General features: G+C 72.7%; 23 protein-coding genes and 1 riboswitch. Of the genes, 10 read left to right on the top strand and 13 right to left on the bottom strand.

Annotated elements, in window-relative coordinates; genetic code table 11:
* Positions 1–35 precede the first annotated feature (35 nt).
* From ACZ6NZ_RS21270 to pdhA, 3 genes are read right to left on the bottom strand one after another with little or no spacing between them, the layout of a single operon-like run.
* Complete coding sequence (locus tag ACZ6NZ_RS21270; protein WP_465859764.1) at positions 36–1,373, bottom strand: dihydrolipoamide acetyltransferase family protein; 1,338 nt, start codon at positions 1,371–1,373, stop codon at positions 36–38.
* A complete protein-coding gene (locus ACZ6NZ_RS21265; protein WP_465860113.1) occupies positions 1,370–2,374 on the bottom strand; it encodes an alpha-ketoacid dehydrogenase subunit beta in 1,005 nt (334 codons plus the stop codon). The genes ACZ6NZ_RS21270 and ACZ6NZ_RS21265 overlap by 4 nt, the downstream gene beginning before the upstream one ends.
* On the bottom strand, positions 2,371–3,537 hold the full coding sequence (gene pdhA / locus ACZ6NZ_RS21260; RefSeq protein ID WP_465859762.1) for a pyruvate dehydrogenase (acetyl-transferring) E1 component subunit alpha: 1,167 nt from the start codon (positions 3,535–3,537) through the stop codon (positions 2,371–2,373). Before pdhA ends, ACZ6NZ_RS21265 begins: the two co-directional genes overlap by 4 nt.
* A gap of 105 nt (positions 3,538–3,642) precedes the next feature.
* Here pdhA and ACZ6NZ_RS21255 point away from each other — a divergent pair, with 105 nt between their 5' ends.
* Positions 3,643–4,149: an Lrp/AsnC family transcriptional regulator gene (locus ACZ6NZ_RS21255; RefSeq protein WP_387354722.1), complete on the top strand. Its 507-nt coding sequence runs from the start codon at positions 3,643–3,645 to the stop codon at positions 4,147–4,149.
* 9 nt (positions 4,150–4,158) lie between these two features.
* Here ACZ6NZ_RS21255 and ACZ6NZ_RS21250 read toward each other — a convergent pair whose 3' ends face one another.
* Together ACZ6NZ_RS21250 and ACZ6NZ_RS21245 are read right to left on the bottom strand one after the other, a co-directional pair.
* Positions 4,159–5,130: a DNA polymerase domain-containing protein gene (locus ACZ6NZ_RS21250; RefSeq protein ID WP_465859760.1), complete on the bottom strand. Its 972-nt coding sequence runs from the start codon at positions 5,128–5,130 to the stop codon at positions 4,159–4,161.
* 89 nt (positions 5,131–5,219) lie between these two features.
* Positions 5,220–5,546, bottom strand: a complete 327-nt coding sequence (locus ACZ6NZ_RS21245; RefSeq protein WP_465859758.1) for a hypothetical protein — start codon at positions 5,544–5,546, stop codon at positions 5,220–5,222.
* A gap of 123 nt (positions 5,547–5,669) precedes the next feature.
* Between ACZ6NZ_RS21245 and ACZ6NZ_RS21240 the strand changes: the two genes are divergently transcribed.
* From ACZ6NZ_RS21240 to ACZ6NZ_RS21230, 3 genes are all read left to right on the top strand, one after another.
* Positions 5,670–6,401 (top strand): histidine phosphatase family protein, encoded by a 732-nt coding sequence (locus ACZ6NZ_RS21240; protein ID WP_465859756.1) that lies wholly within the window; start codon positions 5,670–5,672, stop codon positions 6,399–6,401.
* On the top strand, positions 6,385–7,254 hold the full coding sequence (locus tag ACZ6NZ_RS21235) for an NAD(P)H-hydrate dehydratase (protein WP_366612570.1): 870 nt from the start codon (positions 6,385–6,387) through the stop codon (positions 7,252–7,254). Before ACZ6NZ_RS21240 ends, ACZ6NZ_RS21235 begins: the two co-directional genes overlap by 17 nt.
* A 79-nt stretch (positions 7,255–7,333) precedes the next feature.
* Positions 7,334–7,834 (top strand): hemerythrin domain-containing protein, encoded by a 501-nt coding sequence (locus tag ACZ6NZ_RS21230; RefSeq protein ID WP_465859754.1) that lies wholly within the window; start codon positions 7,334–7,336, stop codon positions 7,832–7,834.
* 204 nt (positions 7,835–8,038) lie between these two features.
* Here ACZ6NZ_RS21230 and ACZ6NZ_RS21225 read toward each other — a convergent pair whose 3' ends face one another.
* Entirely contained in the window at positions 8,039–8,845 is an 807-nt protein-coding gene (locus tag ACZ6NZ_RS21225; RefSeq protein WP_465859752.1) for an SDR family NAD(P)-dependent oxidoreductase, read from the bottom strand.
* 149 nt (positions 8,846–8,994) lie between these two features.
* Positions 8,995–9,084, top strand: a riboswitch (ZMP/ZTP riboswitch).
* A gap of 19 nt (positions 9,085–9,103) precedes the next feature.
* On the opposite strand from ACZ6NZ_RS21225, the gene ACZ6NZ_RS21220 reads away from it, so the two are divergent.
* Positions 9,104–10,540: a glycine hydroxymethyltransferase gene (locus tag ACZ6NZ_RS21220; protein ID WP_366612573.1), complete on the top strand. Its 1,437-nt coding sequence runs from the start codon at positions 9,104–9,106 to the stop codon at positions 10,538–10,540.
* 125 nt (positions 10,541–10,665) lie between these two features.
* On the opposite strand, the gene ACZ6NZ_RS21215 is transcribed toward ACZ6NZ_RS21220, so the two are convergent.
* The 6 genes from ACZ6NZ_RS21215 to ACZ6NZ_RS21190 form a co-directional block, all read right to left on the bottom strand.
* The gene (locus ACZ6NZ_RS21215) at positions 10,666–10,926 is read right to left on the bottom strand and encodes a hypothetical protein (protein WP_366612622.1); all 261 of its coding nucleotides are present in this window, start codon (positions 10,924–10,926) and stop codon (positions 10,666–10,668) included.
* A 67-nt stretch (positions 10,927–10,993) separates the two neighbouring features.
* On the bottom strand, positions 10,994–12,337 hold the full coding sequence (locus ACZ6NZ_RS21210) for an aminotransferase-like domain-containing protein (protein WP_465859750.1): 1,344 nt from the start codon (positions 12,335–12,337) through the stop codon (positions 10,994–10,996).
* A gap of 3 nt (positions 12,338–12,340) precedes the next feature.
* Complete coding sequence (locus ACZ6NZ_RS21205) at positions 12,341–13,444, bottom strand: alpha-hydroxy acid oxidase (protein ID WP_465859748.1); 1,104 nt, start codon at positions 13,442–13,444, stop codon at positions 12,341–12,343.
* Entirely contained in the window at positions 13,437–14,420 is a 984-nt protein-coding gene (locus tag ACZ6NZ_RS21200; protein WP_465859746.1) for an alpha/beta hydrolase, read from the bottom strand. Before ACZ6NZ_RS21200 ends, ACZ6NZ_RS21205 begins: the two co-directional genes overlap by 8 nt.
* A 7-nt stretch (positions 14,421–14,427) precedes the next feature.
* Complete coding sequence (locus ACZ6NZ_RS21195) at positions 14,428–15,639, bottom strand: cytochrome P450 (protein ID WP_465859744.1); 1,212 nt, start codon at positions 15,637–15,639, stop codon at positions 14,428–14,430.
* Between the two features lie 68 nt (positions 15,640–15,707).
* Positions 15,708–16,988, bottom strand: a complete 1,281-nt coding sequence (locus ACZ6NZ_RS21190) for an SGNH/GDSL hydrolase family protein (RefSeq protein ID WP_465860112.1) — start codon at positions 16,986–16,988, stop codon at positions 15,708–15,710.
* Between the two features lie 314 nt (positions 16,989–17,302).
* Here ACZ6NZ_RS21190 and ACZ6NZ_RS21185 point away from each other — a divergent pair, with 314 nt between their 5' ends.
* From ACZ6NZ_RS21185 to ACZ6NZ_RS21175, 3 genes are read left to right on the top strand one after another with little or no spacing between them, the layout of a single operon-like run.
* Complete coding sequence (locus ACZ6NZ_RS21185) at positions 17,303–18,868, top strand: AMP-binding protein (RefSeq protein ID WP_465859742.1); 1,566 nt, start codon at positions 17,303–17,305, stop codon at positions 18,866–18,868.
* The gene (locus tag ACZ6NZ_RS21180) at positions 18,865–20,088 is read left to right on the top strand and encodes an MFS transporter (RefSeq protein WP_465859740.1); all 1,224 of its coding nucleotides are present in this window, start codon (positions 18,865–18,867) and stop codon (positions 20,086–20,088) included. Before ACZ6NZ_RS21185 ends, ACZ6NZ_RS21180 begins: the two co-directional genes overlap by 4 nt.
* A gap of 41 nt (positions 20,089–20,129) precedes the next feature.
* The gene (locus ACZ6NZ_RS21175; protein ID WP_465859738.1) at positions 20,130–21,050 is read left to right on the top strand and encodes an aminoglycoside phosphotransferase family protein; all 921 of its coding nucleotides are present in this window, start codon (positions 20,130–20,132) and stop codon (positions 21,048–21,050) included.
* Positions 21,051–21,054: 4 nt separating this feature from the next.
* Here the strand turns inward: ACZ6NZ_RS21175 and ACZ6NZ_RS21170 are convergent, their stop codons facing one another.
* Positions 21,055–21,636, bottom strand: a complete 582-nt coding sequence (locus ACZ6NZ_RS21170; protein ID WP_465859736.1) for a hypothetical protein — start codon at positions 21,634–21,636, stop codon at positions 21,055–21,057.
* Positions 21,637–21,859: 223 nt separating this feature from the next.
* Between ACZ6NZ_RS21170 and ACZ6NZ_RS21165 the strand changes: the two genes are divergently transcribed.
* Together ACZ6NZ_RS21165 and ACZ6NZ_RS21160 are read left to right on the top strand one after the other, a co-directional pair.
* The gene (locus tag ACZ6NZ_RS21165; protein ID WP_465859734.1) at positions 21,860–22,798 is read left to right on the top strand and encodes an exo-alpha-sialidase; all 939 of its coding nucleotides are present in this window, start codon (positions 21,860–21,862) and stop codon (positions 22,796–22,798) included.
* Between the two features lie 39 nt (positions 22,799–22,837).
* Positions 22,838–23,524 carry an SGNH/GDSL hydrolase family protein gene (locus ACZ6NZ_RS21160; protein ID WP_465859732.1) on the top strand — a complete coding sequence of 229 codons (687 nt, stop codon included), beginning with the start codon at positions 22,838–22,840 and terminating at the stop codon, positions 23,522–23,524.
* The last annotated feature ends 12 nt before the right edge of the window (positions 23,525–23,536 follow it).

The following is a 23,536-nucleotide window of genomic DNA, read 5'->3' as shown; positions in this document are numbered from 1 at the left end:
CGCTCGGGCGGCACCGGGGCCGAAGGGGGTACGCGTCAGACGGCGGCGATCAGCAGCGCCGGTCGCTCCACGCAGTCGGCGACGTGCCGCAGGAAGCCGCCGGCCACTCCGCCGTCGCAGACCCGGTGATCGAAGGTGAGGCTGAGCTGGGTCACCTTGCGGACGGCGAGCTGCCCGTCGACCACCCACGGCTTGTCCACGATCCGTCCGACCCCGAGCAGGGCCGCCTCGGGGTGGTTGATGATCGGCGTGGAGCCGTCGACGCCGAACACCCCGTAGTTGTTGAGGGTGAAGGTGCCACCGGTCAGCCGGGCCGGGGGCAGGCTGCCGGCCCGCGCGGCGGCGGTGGTGGCCGCCAGTTCGGCGGCCAGCTCGGCGGTGGTGAGCCGCTGGGCGTCGCGCACCACCGGCACCAGGAGCCCCCGGTCGGTCTGCGCGGCGATGCCGAGGTGCACCCCGGCGGACTGGACGATGCGCTGCGCCTCGGTGTCGACCCGGGCGTTGAGCTGCGGGTACCGGCGTAGTCCGCTGAGGCAGATCCGGGCCAGCAGGGCCAGGATGCTCACCGGCGCGTCGGGCGTCGCGGCGTTGATCGCGGCGCGGGTCTCCACCAGAGCGGTGGCGTCCACGTCGACCCAGATGGTCACCTCCGGGATCTCCCGCCGGCTGCGGGAGAGCTTGTCGGCGATCACCTTGCGGACGCCGGTCAGCGCGACGATGACATCGCCGTCCCCCGCGGGGGTCGACCCGGCCTGCGGGTCCGGCACGGCGGCGAGCCGGGCGGCGGGCGCGGTCAGCGCGGCCTCCACGTCGGCGCGGCGGATCACACCCCCGGGTCCGGTGCCCCGCACCGTGTCGAGGTCGACGCCGTGCTCGCGGGCCAGCCGCCGCACGATCGGCGAGATGACCAGGGCTGCGGAGGGCGGTGCCGGGTCGCGCGACACGGCAGCCGCGCTAGTCGGGCCGGCGTCAGCCGGTTCGGGGGCCACCGCCAGCCGGGGCCGACGCCGGCGGCGGGTGGCGGTGCCGTGGCCGGTGCCGTACCCGATCAGCACGTTGCCCGAGCCGGCCCGCTCCTCCTCGCGGTAGGTGGCGTGCCCGGCGGGCTCGTCGCCCCCGTCCAGCGGCGCGATGGTGATCAACGGCTGGCCGACCGGGCGTACCTCACCGGCCGCGCCGTGCAGGGTGACCACCCGGCCGGCATACGGGCAGGGCACGTCGACGACGGCCTTGGCGGTCTCCACCTCGACCACGCTCTGGTCGACGGTGACCACGTCACCCACGGCGACCCGCCACTCGACGATCTCGGCCTCGCTCAGACCTTCGCCCAGGTCGGGCAGGAGGAAGACCTGTGTCCGTTCGACGATGGTCATGCCGCCGCCCAACGCGCGTCCGGCTGGTCGTCCCACTGCAGGCGGGCCACCGCGTCGAGCACCCGGTCCACGCCGGGCAGGTGGGTGTGCTCCAGCATCGGCGCCGGGTACGGGATGTCCAGCCCGGCGACCCGCAGCACCGGGGCGTGCAGCGCGTGGAAGCAGCGCTCCTGCACCCGGGCGGCGATCTCCGCGCCGACGCCCGCGAACCCGGGCGCCTCCTGGATCACCACGCACCGGCCGGTACGCCGGACCGAGGCGGCGATGGTCTCGTCGTCGAACGGCACGATGGTGCGGACGTCGACGACCTCCAGGTCCCATCCCTCCTCCCGGGCGGCCTCGGCGGCCTCCAGCGCGACCGGCACCGCCGGCCCGTACGCCACCAGGGTGGCGTCGCGTCCGGGCCGGCGCACGACGGCCCGGCCGAACGGCTCGTTGCGGGTCGGCAGGGACGCCTCGGCGCTGGCGAAGTAGAGCTTCTTGGGCTCCATGAAGACCACCGGGTCGGGGTCCTCGATGGCCTCGCGCAGCAGCGAGTACGCGTCGTCGACCGTCGCCGGGGTGACCACCTTCAGTCCGGGGGTGTGCGCGTAGTACGCCTCGGACGAGTCGCAGTGGTGCTCGACCCCGCCGATCCCGCCCGCGTACGGCACGCGGATCACGATCGGCACGCTCAGCGCGCCCCGGGTGCGGTTGCGCAGCTTCGCCACGTGCGAGGCGATCTGCTCGAACGCCGGGTACGCGAACGCGTCGAACTGCATCTCGACCACCGGGCGCAGGCCGGACATGGCCATGCCGACGGCGAAGCCGACGATGCCGGCCTCGGCGAGGGGGGTGTCGAAGCAGCGGGTCTCGCCGAAGCGGGCCTGGAGGCCGTCGGTGATCCGGAAGACGCCACCGAGCGCGCCGACGTCCTCACCGAAGACGACGACCCGGTCGTCGGCGGCGAGCGCGTCGGCGAGCGCGGTGTTGAGCGCCTTCGCCATGGTGGTTGCCATCAGGCGTCGCCCTCCTCGGCGTGCGCGGCGGCCAGCTCGGCGCGGACCTGCTCACGCTGTTCGACAAGCTGCGGGGTGGGCTCGGCGTACACGTGGTCGAAGAGGCTCAGCGGATCGACGGTGGGCTGCTCGTTCATCCGGGTCCGCAGGTCCGCCGCGGACGCCTCGGCCTGCTCGACGATCTCGGCGACGGCCGCGTCGTCGAGCACACCGCGGGCGCGCAGGTAGGTCTCCAGCCGGGCGACCGGGTCCCGGTCGCGCCAGGCGTCGACCTCGGCGCCGTCGCGGTAGCGACTGGCGTCGTCGGCGTTGGTGTGCGGCTCCATCCGGTAGGTGTGCGCCTCGACCAGGAACGGTCCCTTGCCGGCCCGGGCGTGGGCGACCGCGCGGGTGAGCACGGCGAGCACCGCGACCGGGTCGTTGCCGTCGACCTGCTCACTGGGTACGCCGTAGCCGACGCCCTTGTAGGCCAGCGACGGCGCGGCGGTCTGGCGCGACAGCGGGACGCTGATCGCGTACCTGTTGTTCTGCACGAAGTAGACCACCGGCGCCTTGAACACGGCGGCGAAGTTGATCCCCTCGTGGAAGTCGCCCTCGCTGGTGGCGCCGTCGCCGATGAAGGCCAGCGCCACGGTGTCGCGACCCTGGTACGCCTCGCCGTGCGCCAGCCCGGCGGCGTGCACGCACTGGGTGGCCAGCGGGGTGCACTGCGGCGCGGTGTGCACCTCGGTCGGGTCGTAGCCGCAGTGCCAGTCGCCACGCAGCAGGGTGAGCACCTCGACGGGGTCGATGCCTCGGGCAACCAGCGCCATCGACTCGCGGTACGTGGGGAAGACCCAGTCGGTGTCGCGGACCGCGAGGACCGCGCCGACCTGGCACGCTTCCTGACCCCGCGAGGACGGGTAGACGGCCAGCCGGCCCTGCTTGGTCAGGGCGGTCGCCTGGGTGTCGAAGCGGCGGCCGAGCACCATCCGGCGGTACAGCTCGCGCAGCGCCTCGGCGGGTGGTTCGGGGTAGTCGGCGCGGGCGGGCAGCGGCGTGCCGTTCTCGGCGAGCAGGCGGACCGGCTCGGCGTCCGGTAGCAACGAGCGCGCCGGGTCGGGCGGGGTGACCGTTCGACGGGTGCGCGGGGATGCCCTGCGGACCGCCTGGGGAGTGGTCGTCACGGCGGAACCTCCTGGGACGTGTGGTGAGCCTATGCTTCCGCTTGTGGATGATTGACTCAAGATCGACACAGAAGGCGGGACGGTTGGCATGCGGAGGGTGTACCAGTGAGCCAGGAGACCGCCGACGAAGCAGGCCGGGGCGCGGGATCGGGACGATCGGCCCGAGCGTTGGACGAGGTCGACCGGCGGATCCTCGACGAGCTGGTCCGCGACGGCCGGACGTCGGTGCGCACCCTCGCCGAGCGGATCCACATCTCCCGCACCAACGCGTACGCGCGGGTGGAGCGGTTGCTGCGCGACGGGGTGATCACCGGGTTCCGGGCCCAGGTGGCGCCCGAGGCGGCCGGGCTGGGCACGTCGGCGTACATCGCCCTGACCATCGAGCAGAACACCTGGCGGGAGGTGTCGGCCGAGCTGGCCCAGGTGCGCTACATCGAGCACGCCGCGTTGCTCGGCGGTGACCACGACGTGCTCGCGCTGGTGCGCGCGCCGGACAACGCCGCGCTGCGTGACGTGGTGCTGGGTCGGGTGCAGAGCATTCCCGGGGTGCTGTCGACCCGCACCTGGCTGGTCTTCGAGGAGTTCGACGGGGTTGGCAGCCCCTGGGCGTGACCGCCGACCTCAGCGCTCCGGCGGGGCCTCCAGCCCGTCCCGGTCGGCCAGTTCCAGCAACGGTTCCAACGAGTGCCGGTCACCGTCCAGGCCCGCGTGCGGGTCGCCGCGCTCGGCGAACCGGGCCGGCATGCTGAGCACGTCGAAGTCCTCCGGACGGACGTCGTCCAGCTCCGACCAGTCCAGCGGCGCGGAGACCAGCGCGGCCGGCGTCGGCCGGATCGAGTACGCCGAGGTCACCGTATGGTCCCGGGCCATCTGGTTGTAGTCGACGAAGACCGGCCGGTCCCGTTGGTCGCGCCACCAGGTGGTGGTGACCAGGTCCGGCAGCCGGCGCTGCATCTCCCGGCCCAGCGCGAGCACCGCCCGACGGCAGTCACCGAAGCTCCACCGCGGCTCGATCGACAGGTAGACGTGCAACCCCCGACCGCCGGTGGTCTTCGGGTAACCGGTCATGCCCAGCTCCGCGAGGAACGCCCGCACCTCGTGCGCCACCGGCACCACCTGCTCGAAACCGACGCCGGGCATCGGGTCCAGGTCGATGCGCAACTGGTCGGGGCGTTCCACGTCGGCGGCGGTGACCGGCCACGGATGGAACCGCAGGGTGCCCAGGTTGGCCGCCCAGATGACCACTGCCAACTCGCTCGGCGCGACCTCGTCGGCGGTCCGGCCACTGGGGAACGTGATGTGCGCCGTTCGCACCCACTCGGGCGCACCCGCCGGCAGCCGCTTCTGGTAGAACGCGTCGCCCCGGTTGGTCTGCCGGGTGGCGATCGTCGCGCCCTCGAAGACGCCACGGGGCCAGCGTTCCAGCATGGTCGGCCGGTCCCGCAACGCGCGCAGGATGCCGTCGCCCACCGCCAGGAAGTAGCGGACCACGTCCAGCTTGGTCAGCCCACGCTCGGGAAAGTATGGCTTGTCCGGGCTGGAGACGCGGACCAGCCGCTCCCCCACCTCGATCTCCTCCGCCGCCGTGGCCACGCCCCTGAGGGTACGACGCGCGAGCGCACCGTACGGCCACCGAGCGGACACTGGCGCGGCGCCAGCGGAGACAACCCTCGACGGCCCGGTCAGGAGAGCAGCAGCACGCCGACCACGACCAGTGGCAGCCCGACAAAGAGGAAGATGCCGACCCCGGTGAGCACGCGCCCACCGCCGGCCGTCTCCCGCTCCGGCTCGGCACTGAAGGTGGCGCGTGCACCGAGCATGCTGATCCGGCTCAGTGTCAGGTCGCCCGTCATGCCGATGAGCCCGCCCACGACCACCAACCCGATGCCCAGCCGAGCGGTGTAGTCACCGCCGGCGACCGCCACCCAGATCATCGCCGCGACCGCGACCAGCGCCCCGATCACCACGAACAACAGGACCGCTTCCCGCAGACCTCGCAAGACAGTCATTGTCGACCCCCGTCACCTGTCCGGCGCACAGTGTTTCGCATCGCCAGGTCGCGGCGCTGCCCCGAAACCGACAGCGACCACCGGACACGGTTACCGTCGGCGGCGCCCGGGTAGGGGGGCCGCATGGCGGAACTGGCAACCCTCTGGATCGTCCGGCACGGCGAGAGCACCGCGAACGTCGCGGCGACGCACGCCGAGGCGTCGGGCGCGGAGCTGATCGACCTCACCCATCGCGACGCCGACGTGCCGCTCTCCGCGACCGGCGAGGAGCAGGCCCGGGCCACCGGCCGTTGGCTGGCCGCACTGCCGGAGGCGAGGCGGCCGGATGTGGCGGTGGTATCGCCGTACCTGCGCGCGGTGCAGACCTCGCGGCTGGCGCTGGCCGGCACCGACATTCCCGTCCACCGCGACGAACGGCTGCGCGACCGGGAGCTGGGCATCCTCGACGGGCTGACCGGGCACGGGGTGCGCCGGCGGCACCCGGACGAGGCCGAACGTCGGGAGCGGTTGGGCAAGTTCTACTACCGGCCGCCGGGCGGGGAGTCCTGGACCGATGTGGCGTTGCGGCTGCGGACGCTGCTGGGCGACCTGCGCCGTGACCACGACGGTTGCCGGCTGCTGCTCTTCGGCCACGACGCGCTGGTCTTCCTGCTTCGCTATCTGCTGGAGGGGTTGACCGAGGACGAGCTGATGGCGCTCACCCGGCAGGACGTCATCGCCAACTGTTCGATCACGGAGTGGTCGGCGGACGGCGACGACCGCCTTGCCCTCACCGCCTTCAACGACGTCGCGCACCTGCGTCAGCAGGGCGCCCAGCCGACCAGGGAGGACGAGATCCATGCCGAGCCGGTCTGAGGTGAAGGTGATCACCCCGGCGTTGCTGCGGGACTGGGCACTGCCGGTGCCGGTCGGCGGGAAGGAGAGCCGGGGCACCGTGCTGGTGGTCGGCGGTTCCCGCTTCACACCGGGCGCGGTGCTGCTCGCCGGGGTGGCCGCATTGCGCGCCGGTGCCGGGGTGCTCCAGCTCGCCGCCGCCGAGTCCACCGCGGCCGCGCTGAGCATCCAGGTGCCCGAGGCGCTGGTGGTCGGCCTGCCGGAGACCGCCGACGGCGCGGTGGCCGCCGACCGGGACGGCCAGCTCGGTGACCTGGTCGCGCAGGCCGACGTGGTGGCGATCGGCCCCGGCCTGAAGGCGATCGACGAGACCAACCGCCTGCTGGGCCTGGTCCTGGAGGCGGCCCGTCCGGACACGTCACTGGTGCTCGACGCGTACGCCCTGGGCGCGCTCAGCCACGCACCGGACCTGCTGGTCGGCTCGGGCCGGCCCGTGGTGCTCACCCCCAACGTCACCGAGGCCGAGCATCTGCTCGGCCGGGCGCCCGGCGACGACCTGGACTCCGAGGCGGCCGAGGTGGCCGCCCGGTACGAGGCGGTGGTGTCGCTGTACGGGCACGTGGCCGCACCGGACGGGCGGGGTTGGCGGGAGGAGAGCGGCGACGCCGGGCTGGGCACCTCCGGCAGCGGGGACGTGCTCGCCGGGTTGCTGGCGGGGCTGTTGTCCCGAGGCGCCGACCCGGCGCAGGCGGCCTGCTGGGGCTCGTTCGCGCACTCGGTGAGCGGCCAGCGGCTGATTCCCCGCTACGGCCGGATCGGCTTTCTGGCCCGGGAGTTGCTCGACGAGATCCCCCGCACCCTGGCGATGGTCTGAGGCGGTTTCACCTGTTTCCGCGTTCGGCGTCGGGGTACCGGAACCCCACCAGCCGAGACTGTTCAGGGAGGTCATACCGGTGTCGACCGATGCCATCGTCCTACTCAAAGAGGACCACAAGGACATGCGCCGCCTCTTCAAGGCCTTCCAGGACGCCGAGGAGGGGCCGGCGAGCCAGCGGCAGAAGCTGGTGGACCAGATCCTTGAAGCGCTGACCGTGCACACCTACCTGGAGAACGAGGTGATGTACCCGGAGGTCCGCCGACTGCTGCCCGACCTGGAGGACGACATCCTCGAGTCGTACGAGGAACACCACGTCGCCGACGTGCTCTGCGCCGAGCTGGCCAGCATGGACGCCGACGACGAGCGGTTCAACGCCAAGACGACGGTGCTGATCGAGAACGTCACGCACCACGTCGAGGAGGAAGAGCAGGAGTGGTTCCCCAAGGTCCGCGACGCGCTGGGCCGCAAGCAGCTCCAGGAGATCGGCGAGAAGATGATCGCGCTGCGCGCGGACGCGCCGCGTACCCCCACCGCCCCGAAAGCGATCAAGAAGGCGCTCGACGCGGTGACAGCCTGAGGCACCCGCTCACACCGAAGGGCCCGGCGTCATGCCGGGCCCTTCCCCGCCCCGCCCCGTCCCGCCCCGCCCCCGGACTCCCCCGCGATCTTGCACTTTCGGTTGCCGCTTAGCGATGTCTCGTGCCGTTTTGTCACGACAGAAAGTGCAAGATCGCGGGAGAAGGAGCGGGAGCAGGAGAAGTAGCGGGGGCGGGGCGGGGGGTTAGCTGCTGGAGCCGGGCTTGGCCAGGTGGCGGTGTTGCTCGGACTTGAGCCGGTCCGGAATGATCTTGCCGGCGGCGGTCTGCACCTTGTTGATCAGCGAGCCGGCGGTGATCGTCTGATCACCCTTCATCATCGCCTCGAAGCCCTGCTCGGCGACGGTCGCCGGGTCGTCCTTCCTACCCGAGCCGACCCGGGTGTGCTCCATGTCGGCCCGGTCGAAGAACTCCGTGTCGGTCGGCCCGGGCATCAGCGAGGTCACCGTGACGCCGCTGTCCTTCAGCTCGTTGCGCAGCGCCTCGGCGAAGGACTGCACGAACGACTTCGACGCGTTGTAGACCGCCTGGAACGGCCCCGGCATCGTGGCGGCGATCGACGAGGTGAACAGGACCCGGCCGGCGCCCCGCTCGACCATCCCGGGCAGCAGCCGCTTCGCCAGGTGCACCGTCGAACGCACGTTGAGGTCGACGATCTCCAACTCGTCGGCGAGGTCGGTGCCGCCGACGAAGGCGCCACCAGCGCCCCGACCGGCGTTGAGGGCCAGCGCGTCCAGCGGTCGTCCGGTCGCGGTGACGGCGGCCACCAGTTCTGTCACGCCCTGCTCGCGGGCCAGATCGACGCGGACCGACCAGACCTGCGGGCCGCCGTCGCGGCGCAGCTTCTGCGCGGCCACCTCGATCCCGTGGTCCTCGGCCGCGATGACCAGGTCGAAGCCGTGCTCGACGAACTGCGCCGCCAGCTCGTACCCGATCCCGCTGGAGGCCCCGGTCACCAGGGCGAGCGGCCGGTCGGAGGTGGGTGTGGTCATGTTCTCGACTCCTTCTGTGCGAAACCTGCCGCATCCCGTGCCGGTGCGGTGGTCACCTACCGTGTGCCCCGCGTCGCATCGCCCAATCACGTCGGCGGGGTCGCCTCCCGGAGGGCGGCCCGAACGGCCGGTCCCGGCCCGGTAGGATCCTCCCGGGCCGTTACTGGCGCGTGGGGATGGAGAACCATCGGGGAGCGGCCTCGTCACGTGGACGTTTGCCGAGCGCCTGGGCCTTCCCGCACGTCTGTTGGAGGTCGCATGTCCCGCAACGCCGAGTCCACCGCATTCCGGAGTGCCCTTGAGGTGATCCGGGCTGTCGAGCCGCGGGTCGCCGACGCCATCGGCGCCGAGCTGACCGACCAGCGGGAGTCACTCAAGCTGATCGCCAGCGAAAATTACGCCTCCCCGGCGACCCTGCTGGCCATGGGCAACTGGTTCAGCGACAAGTACGCCGAGGGCACCGTCGGCCGCCGCTTCTACGCCGGCTGCCAGAACGTCGACACCGTCGAGGCGCTCGCCGCCGAGCACGCCCGGGAGCTGTTCGGCGCCGCGCACGCGTACGTGCAGCCGCACTCGGGCATCGACGCCAACCTGGTCGCCTTCTGGGCGGTGCTGGCCGACCGGGTGGAGTCCCCCGCCCTGAAGAAGGCCCAGGTCCGCCAGGTCAACGACCTCACCGAGGCCGACTGGTTCGCGTTGCGCCGCGAGCTGGGCAACCAGCGGATGCTCGGCATGTCGCTGGACGCCGGCGGCCACCTCACCCACGGTTTCCGGCCGAACATCTCCGGCAAGATGTTCGACCAGCGCAGTTACGGCACCGACCCGGCGACCGGTCTGATCGACTACGACCGGGTGGCCGAGGCCGCCCGCGAGTTCAAGCCGCTGATCCTGGTTGGCGGCTACTCCGCGTACCCCCGGAAGGTGAACTTCCGGATCCTGCGCGAGATCGCCGACTCGGTCGGCGCGACCTTCATGGTCGACATGGCGCACTTCGCGGGCCTGGTGGCCGGCAAGGTGTTCACCGGCGACTTCGACCCGGTGCCGCACGCGCACATCGTCACGACCACCACCCACAAGTCGCTGCGCGGCCCGCGCGGCGGCATGGTGCTCTGCCAGCCGGAGCTGGCCGACCAGGTGGACCGGGGCTGCCCGATGGTGCTCGGCGGGCCGCTGCCGCACGTGATGGCCGCCAAGGCGGTCGCGCTCGCCGAGGCCCGCCGGCCCGACTTCGCCGACTACGCCCAGCGCATCGTGGACAACTCGCAGGCCCTGGCCGAGGGGCTGTTGCGTCGGGGCGCGACGCTCGTCACCGGCGGCACCGACAACCACCTGGTGCTGATCGACGTGTCCGGCTACGGGCTCACCGGCCGGCAGGCCGAGCAGGCCCTCCTCGACTCGGGCATCGTCACCAACCGCAACTCGGTGCCGCAGGACCCGAACGGGGCGTGGTACACCTCCGGCATCCGGATCGGCACCCCGGCGCTGACCACCCGGGGCCTGGGCACCGCCGAGATGGACCAGACCGCCGAGTTGATCCACACCGTGCTGACCCAGACCACCGCCGGTGCCAACGCCGACGGCACCCCGTCGAAGGCGAAGTACACCCTGGACGCCGGCCTGGCTGACAAGATCGCCCGCCAGGCCACCGACCTGCTGGCCACGTACCCGCTCTACCCCGGCGTCGACCTGAGCTGACCCGACCGACTCGCGTCGATCATGGAGTTGTGGTGCCCGAATGAGGGCGGGTAGCGACTTTTGCCCACCACCACAACTCCATGATCGACGCGGACAGGGGCGGACCGGGGCGGACGGGGGTGGGGTCAGGGCATGGGGCGCTTGAGGTGGTAGCGGTGGACTTCGGTGCTGCCTTGGACGTTGTTGACGTCCTCGGCGGCGGAGACCAACTCCCACCCCTCCCGGCCGGCGCGGTTGAGGTGCGCGATGGCGGTGTCGCCGTAGGCCGTGATGTCCTTACGTGACCCGTCCGGCGCGTACCAGACGAACGAGACGTGAAAATTGCGGCCCTGTCCCTGATAACGGCGGACGAGCAGGGCGTACTCCCAGGCAACCATGCGGCTTATTATGACCGTCCACCGAGGACGGCGGAACGCGGGTCGTCGCGCATTGCCATCCGATGAACGCGGTGTGTCAACCCGCCGGGCGAGTCAACTCGTCGGTGATCAGCGCCGCGAGGCGATCCAGCCCGACGTCGATCTGCTCCGGTGTGACCGTGCTCACCGACAACCGCAACGCGCACACCGGGGCGGTGTCGTCGTAGAAGTGCGCCATCGGCGTCCACAGCACCCCGTAGTCGCGTGCCGAGCGGTCCAGCAACGCGTCGTCGACTTCGAACGGCACGGTCACCACCACGAAGAACCCGCCGGCCGGCACCGTCCAGCGCACCCCGGGCTGATCCGCCTGAGCCAGCCGGTCCGGCTGGTCCGGAAAGCGCCGGGTGAGGCCGGCCACCAGATGGCGCAGATTCCGGGTGTACGCGGACCGCTCCCGGGTGTTGGCGGCCACCAGGCTGCAACCGTGCTCCAGCAGCCGGCCGCCGATCACCGCCTGCGCGATCGGCGACGTGTTCACGGTGACCATGCTCTTGATCATGGCGAGCTGGTCGGCGAGCGTGCCGACCGGCCCGCCCGGGCCGCCGACCCGCTGGTCGGCGACGACGTAGCCGACCCGCGCCCCGGGGAGCACGGTCTTGGCGAACGAGCCGAGGTAGATGACCCGCCGACTGGTGTCCAACGCCTTCAGGGTGGGCGGGCGCGGCCCGTCGTCGCTGTGGAACAGTCCGTACGGGTTGTCCTCCAGCAGCAGCAGATCCTCCTGCGCCGCCAGGTTCAGCAACCGTTGCCGGTGCGCGGTGTCGATACTGACGCCGGAGGGGTTGGCGAAGTCCGGCATCAGGTAGCAGGCGCGCGGCCGCAGCCCCGCAGCCCGGGCCCGGCGCACCTGGTCGGCCAGGTCCACCAGGTCGACCCCGGTCGGCCCACCGGCGACCGGCCACACCGGCAGGTCCACCAGCCGGGCCGCCCCGGTCAGGCCGACGTAGGTCGGGGCGACCGCCAGCAGCACGTCCGCCGGCCCGGCCCGTAACGCCCGCAGCACCAGGAACATGGCCTCCTGGCAGCCGACGGTCACCACCACGTCCTCCGGGTCGACGGTGATCCCCTCGTCGACGGCGAGGTTGCGGGCGATCAGGTGGTGCACGATGCCCTTGGTCCGGCCGTACTGCAGCAGCAGCCGCCGGGCCTGCTCGGGCCGGTGCCCCAGGTCGTCGACGAGGTGGCGGTGGAAGGTGTCCAGGTGCCGGTGCACCGCCGCGACGTCGAAGAACTCCTCGTACGGCCGGCCGGCCGCGAGGGACACCGCCCTCGGGTGGCGCTCGGACACCTCGTTGAGGAAGTTCATCGAGGTCAGCGCCGGATCACCCAGCGCGGGGTGCAGGTCGGCGACGGTCAGGTCGACCGGTTCGGCAGCGCTCATTCCTCAGCCCACCCCGACGGTACGCAGCTGGCCGGCCGCCGCCGGATCGGCGCAGCCGGCCAGGGTGAGCGCATCGGTCAACTCGGCGGTCAGCAGCCCCAACGCGTCCCGGGCGGCCGGTTCGCCACCGGCGGCCAGCGCCCAGAGCAGCGGTCGGCCGACGAGCACCCCGGCCGCACCCAACGCCAGCGCCCGCAGCACGTCGGTGCCGCACCGGATGCCGCTGTCCAGCAGCACCTGGCAGCCGTCCCCGACCGCGTCGACGACCTCCGGCAGCATGGTGACGCTCGCCGGTGAGCCGTCCAGTTGCCGCCCGCCGTGGTTGGAGACGACCACCGCGTCCGCGCCGACCCGTACCGCCTCGGTGGCGTCGCGCGGGTCCAGCAGCCCCTTGACCACCAGCGGCAGGTCGACCTGCTCGCGCAGCCACGCCAGGTCGGTCCAGCGCAGCGCCGGCGCGAACGACGCGGCGGTGTGCGCGGCGATCGCGGACACCCCGGGGGCGCCGGAGTGGGCCAACGCGTCGCGACCGTCGGGGAGGTTCGCGGCCACCACCTCGGCCGGTAGCCGGAACGCGTTGCGCAGGTCCCGGGGACGTCGGCCGAGCACCGGGACGTCCACTGTGACCACCAGCGCCCGACAGCCGGCCGCGACGACCCGGTCCAGCAGGTCGCGCACGAGCGTCCGGTCGCGCAGCCAGTAGAGCTGGAACCAGACGTCCGCGCCGGTCCGGGTGACCTGTTCGATGGGGGTGCTGCCCAGCGTGCTGGCCAGGTACGGGATTCCGGCCGCGCCGGCCGCCGCGGCCAGAGCCAGCTCTCCGTCCGGGTGCACGAGCCGCTGGTACGCCATCGGCGCCACCCCGACCGGCATGGCGTACCGACGGCCGAGCAGGTGGGTGCCGAGGTCGACGGTGTCCACGCCGCGCAGCACCCGGGGCAGCACCGCGACCCGGTCCAGCGCGTGACGGTTCGCGGCGAGGGTCACCTCCGCCGCGCTGCCGCCGGCCAGGTAGTCCCACACGTCCGGCGGCAGCACGGCCCGGGCGCGCTCGGCGTAGTCGGCGAGCGACACGGCCGGCCGGTCGGCCAACCCCCGCTCACCCATCGCCGGGCCCCGTCGCGGCCACACCGGCCGCCTCGCCCGAGCCCGCGGGGCCCGGCAATCCGAAGCGCTCGCGGAGGAAGGCCGCCGCGTCTTCCTGCGCGCGCCGCCCGTCGGTGAAGGTGCCCGGCATGGCGAAGAACCCGTGGATCATGCCGGGGTAGTGCGCCAGCCGGGTGGGCACGCCGGCGTCGCGCAGCCGATCGGCGTACCGCTGCCCCTCGGCGCACAGGGGATCCAGTTCGGCGGTGACCACCAGGGCCGGCGGCAACCCGGACAGGTCCTCGGCCAGCAGCGGCGAGGCCAGCGGGTCCCTGGCGTGCGCCGGGTCGACCAGGTAGTTCCTCCGGTACCAGACGACCGAACGGCGGTTGAACAGCGCCGGGTCGTCGTCCCCGGCCGGCTCGCCGCTCTGGTCGGTGTTCGGGTACACCAGCAGTTGCGCGGCGAGCGGCGGCCCGTCCGTACGGCTGAGCAGGGTGACCGCGGCGGCCAGGTTCCCACCGGCGCTGTCCCCACCGACCGCCAGCCGGCTCGGGTCCGCGCCCAGCCGGTCGGCGTGCCGGGCGATCCACCTGGTGGCGGCGTGGCAGTCGTGCACCGCCGCCGGGAAGGGGTGCTCCGGGGCGAGGCGGTAGCCGACGGTGATCACCTGACAGGGCACGGCGTTGGCCAGCCGCCGGCAGATGCCGTCGGCGGTGTCGATGCTGCCGAGCGTCCACCCGCCGCCGAAGAAGTACAGCAGGGTGGGCAGCGGTCCCGACCCGGCCGGTCGGTACACCCGCAGCGGCAGCTCCCCGGCCGGGCCGGGGATCCGCTCGTCGCGTACCTCGGTCACCGGCTCGACCGCGCCGCTGCCGGCGCGGATCGCGGCCAGGTCCGCGGCGCGCGCCTCGGAGAGGGTCTGCGCGTACAGCGGTGGGGTGCCGGCCGCGGCGCGGGCCGCCCGGTACGCGGCCACCTCCGGATGCACTGCCATGTCGCTCCTATCCGCCGGTGCTGACCAGCAGCTTGTCGATGCCACGCAGGAACAGGCTGCCGCTGAATGCCGGTGTCTCGGTGACCGTCAGCGCGGGGAACCTGCCGAACAGCCGGGGCAGCGCGAGGCGACCCTCCAACCGCGACACCGCCGCGCCGAGGCAGAAGTGCAGACCCACCCCGAAGGCCAGCGACGGCGGGCCGGGACGGGTCGGGTCGAAGGTGTCCGGGGCCGGGAAACGGGCCGGATCGCGGTTGGCCGCGCCGATCATGATCAGCACGTTGTCGTCGGTGGCGACCGGCACGCCGTGCAGCACGGTGTCGGCTGGCGCGGCGCGGGCCAGGAAGTGCACCGGGCTCGCCAACCGCAGCACCTCGTCGACGCAGCCCTGCGCCAGCGTGGCGTCGGTGGGCAGCGCCGCGACCGTGCGCGGGTGGGCCAGCAGCAACGGCAGCCCGTTGCTGAACATGTAGACGGTGGTGACGAAGCTGGCGTTGAACAGCACGATCAGGTTGCTGACCAACTCGTCCTCGGTCAGCTCCACCTCCCCGGAGTCGAGCGCCTCGACCAACGCGCTGAGCAGGTCGTCCCCGGGCAGCCGGCGGCGGTGCCCGATCAACTCCCGGTAGAAGGCCCGCAACTCCTCAGCGGCGGTGTTGGCCGCGGCCAGCCGCTGCGGGGTCTTCCCCGACACGTCCAGGAAGTCGTCGATCCACTCCACCCGCTCGCGGTACCACGGCAGATCAGCGGGCGGGATGCCGATGAACTCGGCCATCACCAGGGCCGGAATCGGGTACGCGAAGTCGGCCACGAAGTCGACCACGCCATTACCGGCGTCCGCCATCCGGTCCAGCAGCTCGTCGACCACCCGCAGGATCACCGGTTCCAGCGCGCCGAGCCGGCGCGGCGTGAAGGTGCGGGAGAAGACGTGCCGCATCCGGGTGTGATCGGGCGGGTTGACGAACATCATCGAGGTCTGGAAGGTCCGCAGGATCTCCTGCTCCTGCCAGCCGGGCGGCGGCTGTTTCGTCCATTCTGGATCGCGCAGCAGCCCGTCGACGAGGTCGTAGCCGACCGCGACCGCGGCCACCGTACGGTGCTCGGCGCGCGCCGGCACCGCGCTGATCGGGCCGAGCCGGTGCAGCTGCGCGTACCACGGGTACGGGTCCTGTCTGCCCTGTTCGCTGTACAGGCCGGTGAGTAACTCCCCTACCTCCATGATCAAAATCCTCCCCAGGATGTCGGTGACCGGGGGCGGTGGGGATCACCCGCCGCCCCCGGTCCGGATCACAGGTCGAGCAGCCGCAGCGGCACGGCGTCCGCCAGTGCCTGGTTGCCGGCGTCGTTCGGGTGGATGTGGTCCCCCGAGTCGTACGCGGGCAGCAACTGGCTGGGCCGCGCCGGGTCGCGCAGCACCCGGTCGAAGTCGAGCAGCCCGTCGAACTCCCTGCTGCCGCGCAGGTACGCGTTCACCGCCTGGCGGGTGGCCTCCTTCTGCGGCGTCCACACCCCCGGCGCGCCGTGCCCCTCGTACGGGGTGAGCGTGGCCACCAGACTGGTCAGCCCGCGCTGTTGGAGCTGCTGGTTGATCTGCCGCAGCGTGCCGATGATCGCCTCGGGTGAGTCGTTCGACATCCAGATGTCGTTGATGCCCAGGTGGGTGACGACGGTCCGCACCCCGGTCTGCGGAAACACGTCCTCGTTGAGCCGGGCCGCCGCGTTCGGGCCGAGCTGGAAGTAGCCCGGGTAGTTGCCGTCGCCCGGCTCGGTGCCCTCGTGGTTGAGCCGGTTGCCGGCCAGGCTCAGGTTGAGCACACCCGGGGTGCGCTTGTCCGGCCGGTCGGCGAGCAACCGGTCGGAGAGCAGGTCGGGCCAGCGCCGGTTGGCATTGACGGTGCTGCCGTTGCCGTCACCGATGGAGTCGCTGAGCACGACCAGCGCGCCGGGGCTGCCCTTGCGCTGCACGTCGACGCCGGAGAGGAAGAACCAGCAGCAGGTGGGACGGGTGGTGAAGCCGGTGCCCTCGGCCGCCCCGGTCAGATCCCCGGCGCCGATGAAGTTGGCCTGCTGGGACTGCCCGTGAAACGTGGTCGGGCCGGTCGGCGTCGGGAAGTGCAGGGTGACCACCAGGTCGCTGTCGTCGGCGACCGGGAAGGCCAGCGGGTCGCTGAGCAGTTCCGCGCCCCGGTTCATGGTCGCCGTGGTGGCGCCGGTGAAGGTCAGCGGCCGTACCGAGGCCGCGTCGATGTCGGAGAGGTCGTCGGGGGTAGCGGTGTTCGGCCGGGCGACGGTGGCGCGACCGACGGCCACCGCCTGCTCGCCGTAGAGGTTGCTCAGGCGGACCCGCAGCGCCGGGCCGCCCACGGAGACGTGCACGATCATCCGGACGCTCTGGTTGTTGAGGCCGGTGTTCGTCAGCCCGACCGAGTTGCCCCGGGTGACCGCGGTGGCCCAACTGCCCGCCCACTCGGCGCGGGGGTCGGGTCGGCCGGCGGCGGTGCCGGACGGACCGGCGCTGGCGACGACAGCGGGTGCGCCGGCGACCAACAGCGCGGCCGCAGCGGCGATGACAGGCCATCTCTTCGGGGTTGCCGTTGCCATGGAACCTCCATCGTGTGGCAGCCCAGGGCCGTCCGCTGACGGCGCCCGCCTGGACGATGGTCCAGAAACCTAGCCGCCGCCGCTGACGGGCGTCAATCAACCTGATCGACGCGATCAAATGTCCGGCGGGCCGTTCGGATCGCCCGTCGGCACGGTTCCGACCAGCCGTTTCGCGCCTAGGCTTCCAGGCGGCGGCGGTGCGGTCGCCGAGCGCGCCACCGTCGCGTCGTCACCGGGAAACTGCCCGGGGACCGCCGCTTTTCTCAGATGGGGGCTGCCGGATGACTGACGGACCCGGGCACACCACGACCTACGTAAACAGGGTGTTGGACCTCTTCGCCGAGTTCGGCGACCGGGAGGCGCTCGTCGGCGCCGGTCGCCGTCTGACCTACGCCGAGGCCGCCGCGCTGGTCCGGGCGATGGCCGCAGCGTTGACCCGGCACGGCGTACGGCCCGGGTCGGCGGTGCTGGTGACGGTCGCGAACGCGGTGGAGGGTCCCCTGCTCCAGCTCGCCCTGCATCTGCTCGGCTGCCGGACGATGTGGGTCGCCCCGGTGACCGCGCGCCGGGAGGTCGACGAGTTCATCCGGTTGGCCCGCCCGGACGCCCTGGTCTACGACGCCCGGGACCGGGCCAGCCTGGGCCCGGAGCTGGCCGCCGCGCTGCCCGGCACACCGGTGTGCTGTCTGGGCTCGGGCGGCGCCGGCCCCGATCTCACCGCCGACGCCGGCGCCGACATCGCGGGTCTGCCGGCGTCGGTGCCGGCGCCCGAGTCGTTCCTGCAGACCAGCGGCACCACCGGCAGCCCGAAGCTGGTGCACCACCGGGAGAGCTTCTACGCCCAGATCCTCACCCTGGCGGCCGACTTCCGCGCCGCCGGGTTCCCGTTGCTGCGGCACCTGTCGCACTCGCCGATGTGGTTGGCCAGCGGGCAGATCACCACGCTGTTCAACCTGTTCACCGGCGGGGTGCTGTTCCTGCGCGACGACTGGGACCCGGTGGCCTTCGTGGACACCGTGCAACGGGAGCGGATCAACTCGACCTTCGTCACGCCGCCGATGCTCTACGAGGTGCTGGACCACCCGGCGTTGGTCGGCGCGGACTTCTCCGCCATGTTCATGTTCAACGTGGGCGCCGGGCCCGCCGCGCCCGCACGGCTGCGCCAGGCCATCGCCCGGTTCGGCCCGGTGCTGCGCATCGTGTACGGCCTCAGCGAGGCGGTCGTGATCACCGCGCTGCCCGGGCTGACCGACGATCCGGAGCACCCGGAGCGGTTGCGCTCCTGTGGGCGGCCCTACGGCGACGTCCGCGTCGAGATCCGCGACGACGACGGCCTGGTGCTGCCGACCGGCCGCGACGGCGAGGTGTGGGTACGGACCCGACTGAGCTTCGCCGGCTACCACGGTCAGCCGGAGCTGACCGCGCAGACGCTCGTGGACGGATGGGTGCGGACCCGCGACATCGGCCACCTCGACGACGACGGCTACCTCTACCTCGTCGACCGCGCACACGACATGATCGTCACGCACCGGCGGAACTGGGCGATCTTCTGCCGCCCCATCGAGGACGTGCTGGTCGGGCACCCCCAGGTACGGGCCGCCGCCGTGATCGGCGTGCCGGACGAGACGGTCGGCGAGGTGCCGCACGCGTACGTGGTGCTCGGGCCGGGCGCGACGGTCACCGGGGCGGAGCTGATCGACCTGGTGACCGTCGAACTCAACGAGATGTGGGCGCCGGCCACCGTGGAGGTCCTCGACCGGCTGCCGGTCAACCGGTCGATGAAGGTGGACAAGCGGGCGCTGCGCGCGCGGTACGCGGCCCACCGGGCGGCGGCGGTCGGGGCGTGACCGCCCGCCGGCAACTGGTCGTCCTGGTCAGCGCGGACCTGATCTCCAACCTGGGCACCCGCATCTCGGTGGTGACCATTCCGTGGCTGGTGCTGGTCACCACCGGCAGCCCCACCAAGATGGGTCTGGTCGCGTTCGCCGAGACCCTGCCGTACCTGCTGTCCAGCGCGTTGGGCACGCCCTGGGCGGACCGGATCGGCCTGCGCCGTACCTCGATCCTCTGCGACGCGGGCAGCGCGGTGGTGATGGTCGTCGTGGCGCTGACCCCGTGGTTGGGTTTCGTCCCGCTGGTGGCGCTCGTCGCGGTGGCCGGCGCGCTGCGGGGCATCGGGGACCGGGTGAAGCACGTGATGTTCCGGCCGGTCGCGGAGGCCGCCGGAGTGCCGCTGATCCGCCTGACCTCCGCGTACGACGGGCTCAGCCGGGTGGTGACACTGTTCGGCGCCGCGGTGGGGGGCCTGCTGATCGCCGTCTTCGGGGTGACCGAGGCGATCCTCATCGACGCGGCCAGCTTCGGTGTCTGCGCGCTGCTCATCGGCATCCTGGTCCGCCCGCCGGCCGCCCCGACGCGCCCCAGCCAGCCGGAGAGTTATCTGGGCGCCCTGCGCGGTGGTTTCCGTTACCTGGGCCGGGACCGGCCGCTGCTCGGCATGCTCGCCGTCATCTCGGCGCTGAACATGGTGGCCAACGCCAGCGTGGCCGTCTACATCCCGGTCTGGGTCGCCCGGGAGCTTCCCGGCCCGAGCGGTCTCGGCCTGGTGTTGGCGGCGTTCTCGGCGGGCGCGCTGCTGGGCAACCTGGTGTTCACCGCGCTCGGGCCCCGGTTGCCGCGGCGGCTGACGTTCCTGCTCGGCGCGCTGGTCGCCGGCACGCCCCGGTTGGTGGCGCTGGCGATCAGTGACGAGCTGCCGGTGGTGCTCGTGGTGACCTTCCTGTCCGGGGTCGGCATCGCGGCGGTCAACCCGCTGCTCGGGGTGGCGCTCTACGAGCGGGTGCCGCCGGAGTTGCAGACCCGGGTGATCGGCATCGCCGGTTCGTTGGCGTTCGTCGGTCTGCCGGTCGGCGCGCTGCTCGGCGGTTGGTCGGTGGATGCGCTGGGATTCACCCCGGCCCTGCTGACCATGGCGGCGGCGTGCCTGGTGGTCACCGCGTACCCGCTGCTGAGCAGGGCCTCCGGCCCGGAGACACCGGTGCGGCCCACTCCCGCCACCACCCGGTAAACCCGTTGCGGGCCCGGCCGGGCTGCCGCAGGCTCGGGCCGATGAACAGACAGCCCACGGACGACGTGCCGGTGACCGACGCAGCGGCCGACCGGATCGACACGGCCCTGGTCCGCCGACTGGTGGCCGAGCAGTTTCCCCGGTGGGCGGAGCTGCCGATCCGCCCGGTCGAGGTCGGCGGCTGGGACAACCGCACCTTCCATCTGGGCGAGGAGATGACCGTCCGGCTGCCCAGCGGCGCGGGGTACGCCCTCCAGGTCGCCAAGGAGCAGCGCTGGTTGCCGGCGCTCGGGCCCCGGTTGCCGGTGCCGATCCCCGTGCCGCTGGCCCACGGTCGGCCCGGTGCCGGATACCCGTACCCGTGGTCGGTCTACCGCTGGATCGACGGGCGCACCGCCCGCGCCGAGCGGATCGACGACCTGGCCCGGTTCGCCACCGACCTCGCCGCTTTCCTGCGGGCCCTGCGCGGCGTGGACGCCACCGACGGCCCGGCGGCCGGCCCGCACAGCGCCTGGCGGGGCGGCCCGCTGTCCACGTACGACCAGGAGACCCGGGCGGCGATCGAGACGCATCGCGACCGCATCCCTGCCGAGGTGGTCACCGGCATCTGGCAGGCCGCCCTCGACGCCACCTGGGCCGGGCCGGCGGTCTGGTTCCACGGCGACGTCGCGGAGGGCAACCTGCTCGTCCGCGACGGCCGGCTCGCCGCCGTCATCGACTTCGGCTGCTCCGGCGTGGGTGACCCGGCCTGCGACATCGTGATCGCCTGGACCCTGCTGCACGGCACCAGCCGGGCCGCCTTCCGCGCCGCGCTCGGTCTCGACGACGGCAGCTGGGCCCGGGGCCGGGGCTGGGCGCTGTGGAAGGCGCTGATCCTCCTCGACGATCAGGACCCCGCCAAGGCCGAGTGGGCCTGGCGCGTGCTCGGCGAACTGCTCGCCGAGCACCGGGCGGACCGCTGAACCGTCACCGGTCGGCGGGGGCCGGGGTGGCGTGCTCGCTACCGCAGCGCGGGCAGCGCAGCCGCGCCCCGGTGGCCGTCCGGGGCACCCGCAGCCGCTGACCGCAGCCGCAGGTGAGCACCGGAGCGGACGCCCGCAGGTACTCGTCGCGCTCCCGTCGCGGCCACCGGCCGTGGCAGCGGGCACACCACTTCGGCGGGTAGCTGTGGTAGTGCGCGAGGCCGAACGCGCCCGCGACCATCAGGGTGACGGGGACGAGCAGGGCCAGCAACGCGAGCAGTGCGGGCAGCAACCCCCCGAGGCCGTCGGACACCAGCGCGAAGACCACCGTCAGCACCACCACCGGCACCCCGAGCAGGGTGAACCCGAAACCCCAGCCGAACAGCAGCAGGGACGGCACGAACAGCCACATGCCGGCAGGCGCCCACCGGCGGACGCCGTACCCGCCGCAACGGGGGCAGTTCGGCGACGCCTGGTGCGGCACCGACCGCAGCACCTTCGGCGTCAGCCACTCGACAAGCCGTTTGACGATCTCCTCGACCAGCTTCGCCGCGAGGGCCTGGAGGAACGAGTCGATGGCGCTCACCTCCCCCGCGCAGAAGGCCCCGGCGCCGCCGCACCGGACGGCCGGCCCACCGACCATCGTGCCCGGTCGGCGCCACCAGCTGATCCCAGCGCGCCGACCGCGACGCGCGAACGACGCCGATCCGACAACCGAGGGTGTTCGTCAGCCGTTCCCCTGCTCGCCGCACACGCGTCGGCCGGGTCGGCTACCGTCGGCGGCCCTGCCACCCAGGAGGCCGCCAGGTATGACGTCGTCAGCCACTCGCCGCAGCAACGCCGATGTCACCGCCGTTCACCGGATCGGCGACAGTGCCCCGCACAGCGCGTTCACCGACCTCGTCCGGTACGCCGGGAGCTGGTTCTGCGCGTTCCGGGAGGCCCGGACCCACGTCAGCGACGACGGCGTGATCCGGGTGCTGACCTCGGACGACGGACGATCGTGGCGGTCCGCCGCAGTCCTGCGGCAGGCGGGCGTCGACCTGCGTGACCCGCGCTTCGTCCCCCGGCCCGACGGGCGGCTGCACCTGCTGGCGGCGGCCGCCACCGGCGCAACCACCAAGACGTTCCAGACGGTGACCTGGCAGTCCGGCGACGGGCACGCCTGGGGTGATCCGGTCCCGGTGGGCGAGCCGGGTGTCTGGGTGTGGCGGGCGGCCTGGCACGGCGACGCGATGTACGGCGTCGGCTACGCCACCCGGGAGCCGAGGTTCGCCCGGCTCTACCGCAGCACCGACGGGGTGGACCTGCGGCAGTGGGTGCCGACGTTGTTCGCTGACGGCTACCCCAACGAGTCCGGCCTGGTCTTCGCGCCGGACGGTACCGCCCTGTGCCTGCTGCGCCGCGACGGCACCGACGCGAGCGCGCAGCTCGGCCGGGCCGTGCCGCCGTACCGGGACTGGACCTGGAGGGATCTGGGTGTCCAGGTGGGTGGGCCGACGCTGCTGCGACTGCCCGACGGGCTGCTGCTGGCCGGGGTACGCCTGCACGACGGCGGGGTCCGCACCGCGATCTGCGTCGTCGACCCGGACCGGGGCGAGCTGACCGAGCTGGTCGCGCTGCCGTCCGGTGGCGACACCAGCTACCCGGGGCTGGTCTGGCACGACGACCTGCTGTGGATGAGCTACTACTCGTCGCACGAGGGGAAGAGCTGTGTCTACCTGGCCGAGGTCAGCCTGACCGGCTGAGCCTGGCCCGGCAGCCCAGCGGTCGGCTAGCGTGCCGACATGCCATCGACGCTCACCGAATCGACGGACCCGTACTGTCTACGCCCCGGGGAGGCCACCGAACTGCTGGACGGGCACCGGTGGCGGCGGTTCGTGGCGCTCGGCGACAGCGTCGTGGAGGGCATGTGTGAGCCGACACCGGGCTACCCGGACGTGCAGTGGGTCGACCGGGTCGCCGCGGAGCTGACCGCCGTGCGCCCCGAGCTGGCGTACCGGAATCTGGGTCGACGCGGGCTGCGCGCGCACCAGGTGCGGGCCACCCAGCTCGCCCCGGCGCTGGCCTTCGCACCGGACCTGGCGCTTGTCGTCTGCGGCGGCAACGACGCCTTCCACCCGGCGTACGACGCGGAGGCGGTGGACGCCGAGCTCACCGCGATGATCGTCGCGCTGCGCGAGGTGGGCGCCGACGTGATCACCCTGGGCATGTTCGACGTCTCGCACAGCCCGGCGGTGCCCGCGCACCTCCGGCCCGGCCTGGGCGACAGGATGCGTCGCCTGTCGGCCCATACGGCGAACCTGGCCGAGCGACTGAACACGATCCACGTGCACCTGACCGACCATCCTCTGACGGCCGATCCCACCCTCTACAGCACCGACGGCCGTCACGGCAGCGCCCGCAGCGACGCCATAGCCACAGCCCAAACCCTGCGCGCCCTCGCCCCCCACCGCACCCCCCGCACTTTCTGACCCCACCCCAAC

It is taken from the genome of Micromonospora sp. NPDC047756 (assembly GCF_055587245.1).
This window is presented reverse-complemented; position numbering and strand designations above follow the sequence as displayed.

Coding starts and splice junctions, on each gene's coding strand:
- ACZ6NZ_RS21270 (WP_465859764.1), bottom strand. CDS start 1,373: ATGACCATCGTCGAACGGACACAGGTCTTCCTCCTGCCCGACCTGGGC.
- ACZ6NZ_RS21245 (WP_465859758.1), bottom strand. CDS start 5,546: ATGACTGTCTTGCGAGGTCTGCGGGAAGCGGTCCTGTTGTTCGTGGTG.
- ACZ6NZ_RS21240 (WP_465859756.1), top strand. CDS start 5,670: ATGGCGGAACTGGCAACCCTCTGGATCGTCCGGCACGGCGAGAGCACC.
- ACZ6NZ_RS21235 (WP_366612570.1), top strand. CDS start 6,385: ATGCCGAGCCGGTCTGAGGTGAAGGTGATCACCCCGGCGTTGCTGCGG.
- ACZ6NZ_RS21225 (WP_465859752.1), bottom strand. CDS start 8,845: ATGACCACACCCACCTCCGACCGGCCGCTCGCCCTGGTGACCGGGGCC.
- ACZ6NZ_RS21220 (WP_366612573.1), top strand. CDS start 9,104: ATGTCCCGCAACGCCGAGTCCACCGCATTCCGGAGTGCCCTTGAGGTG.
- ACZ6NZ_RS21210 (WP_465859750.1), bottom strand. CDS start 12,337: ATGAGCGCTGCCGAACCGGTCGACCTGACCGTCGCCGACCTGCACCCC.
- ACZ6NZ_RS21205 (WP_465859748.1), bottom strand. CDS start 13,444: ATGGGTGAGCGGGGGTTGGCCGACCGGCCGGCCGTGTCGCTCGCCGAC.
- ACZ6NZ_RS21200 (WP_465859746.1), bottom strand. CDS start 14,420: ATGGCAGTGCATCCGGAGGTGGCCGCGTACCGGGCGGCCCGCGCCGCG.
- ACZ6NZ_RS21195 (WP_465859744.1), bottom strand. CDS start 15,639: ATGGAGGTAGGGGAGTTACTCACCGGCCTGTACAGCGAACAGGGCAGA.
- ACZ6NZ_RS21185 (WP_465859742.1), top strand. CDS start 17,303: ATGACTGACGGACCCGGGCACACCACGACCTACGTAAACAGGGTGTTG.
- ACZ6NZ_RS21175 (WP_465859738.1), top strand. CDS start 20,130: ATGAACAGACAGCCCACGGACGACGTGCCGGTGACCGACGCAGCGGCC.
- ACZ6NZ_RS21165 (WP_465859734.1), top strand. CDS start 21,860: ATGACGTCGTCAGCCACTCGCCGCAGCAACGCCGATGTCACCGCCGTT.
- ACZ6NZ_RS21160 (WP_465859732.1), top strand. CDS start 22,838: ATGCCATCGACGCTCACCGAATCGACGGACCCGTACTGTCTACGCCCC.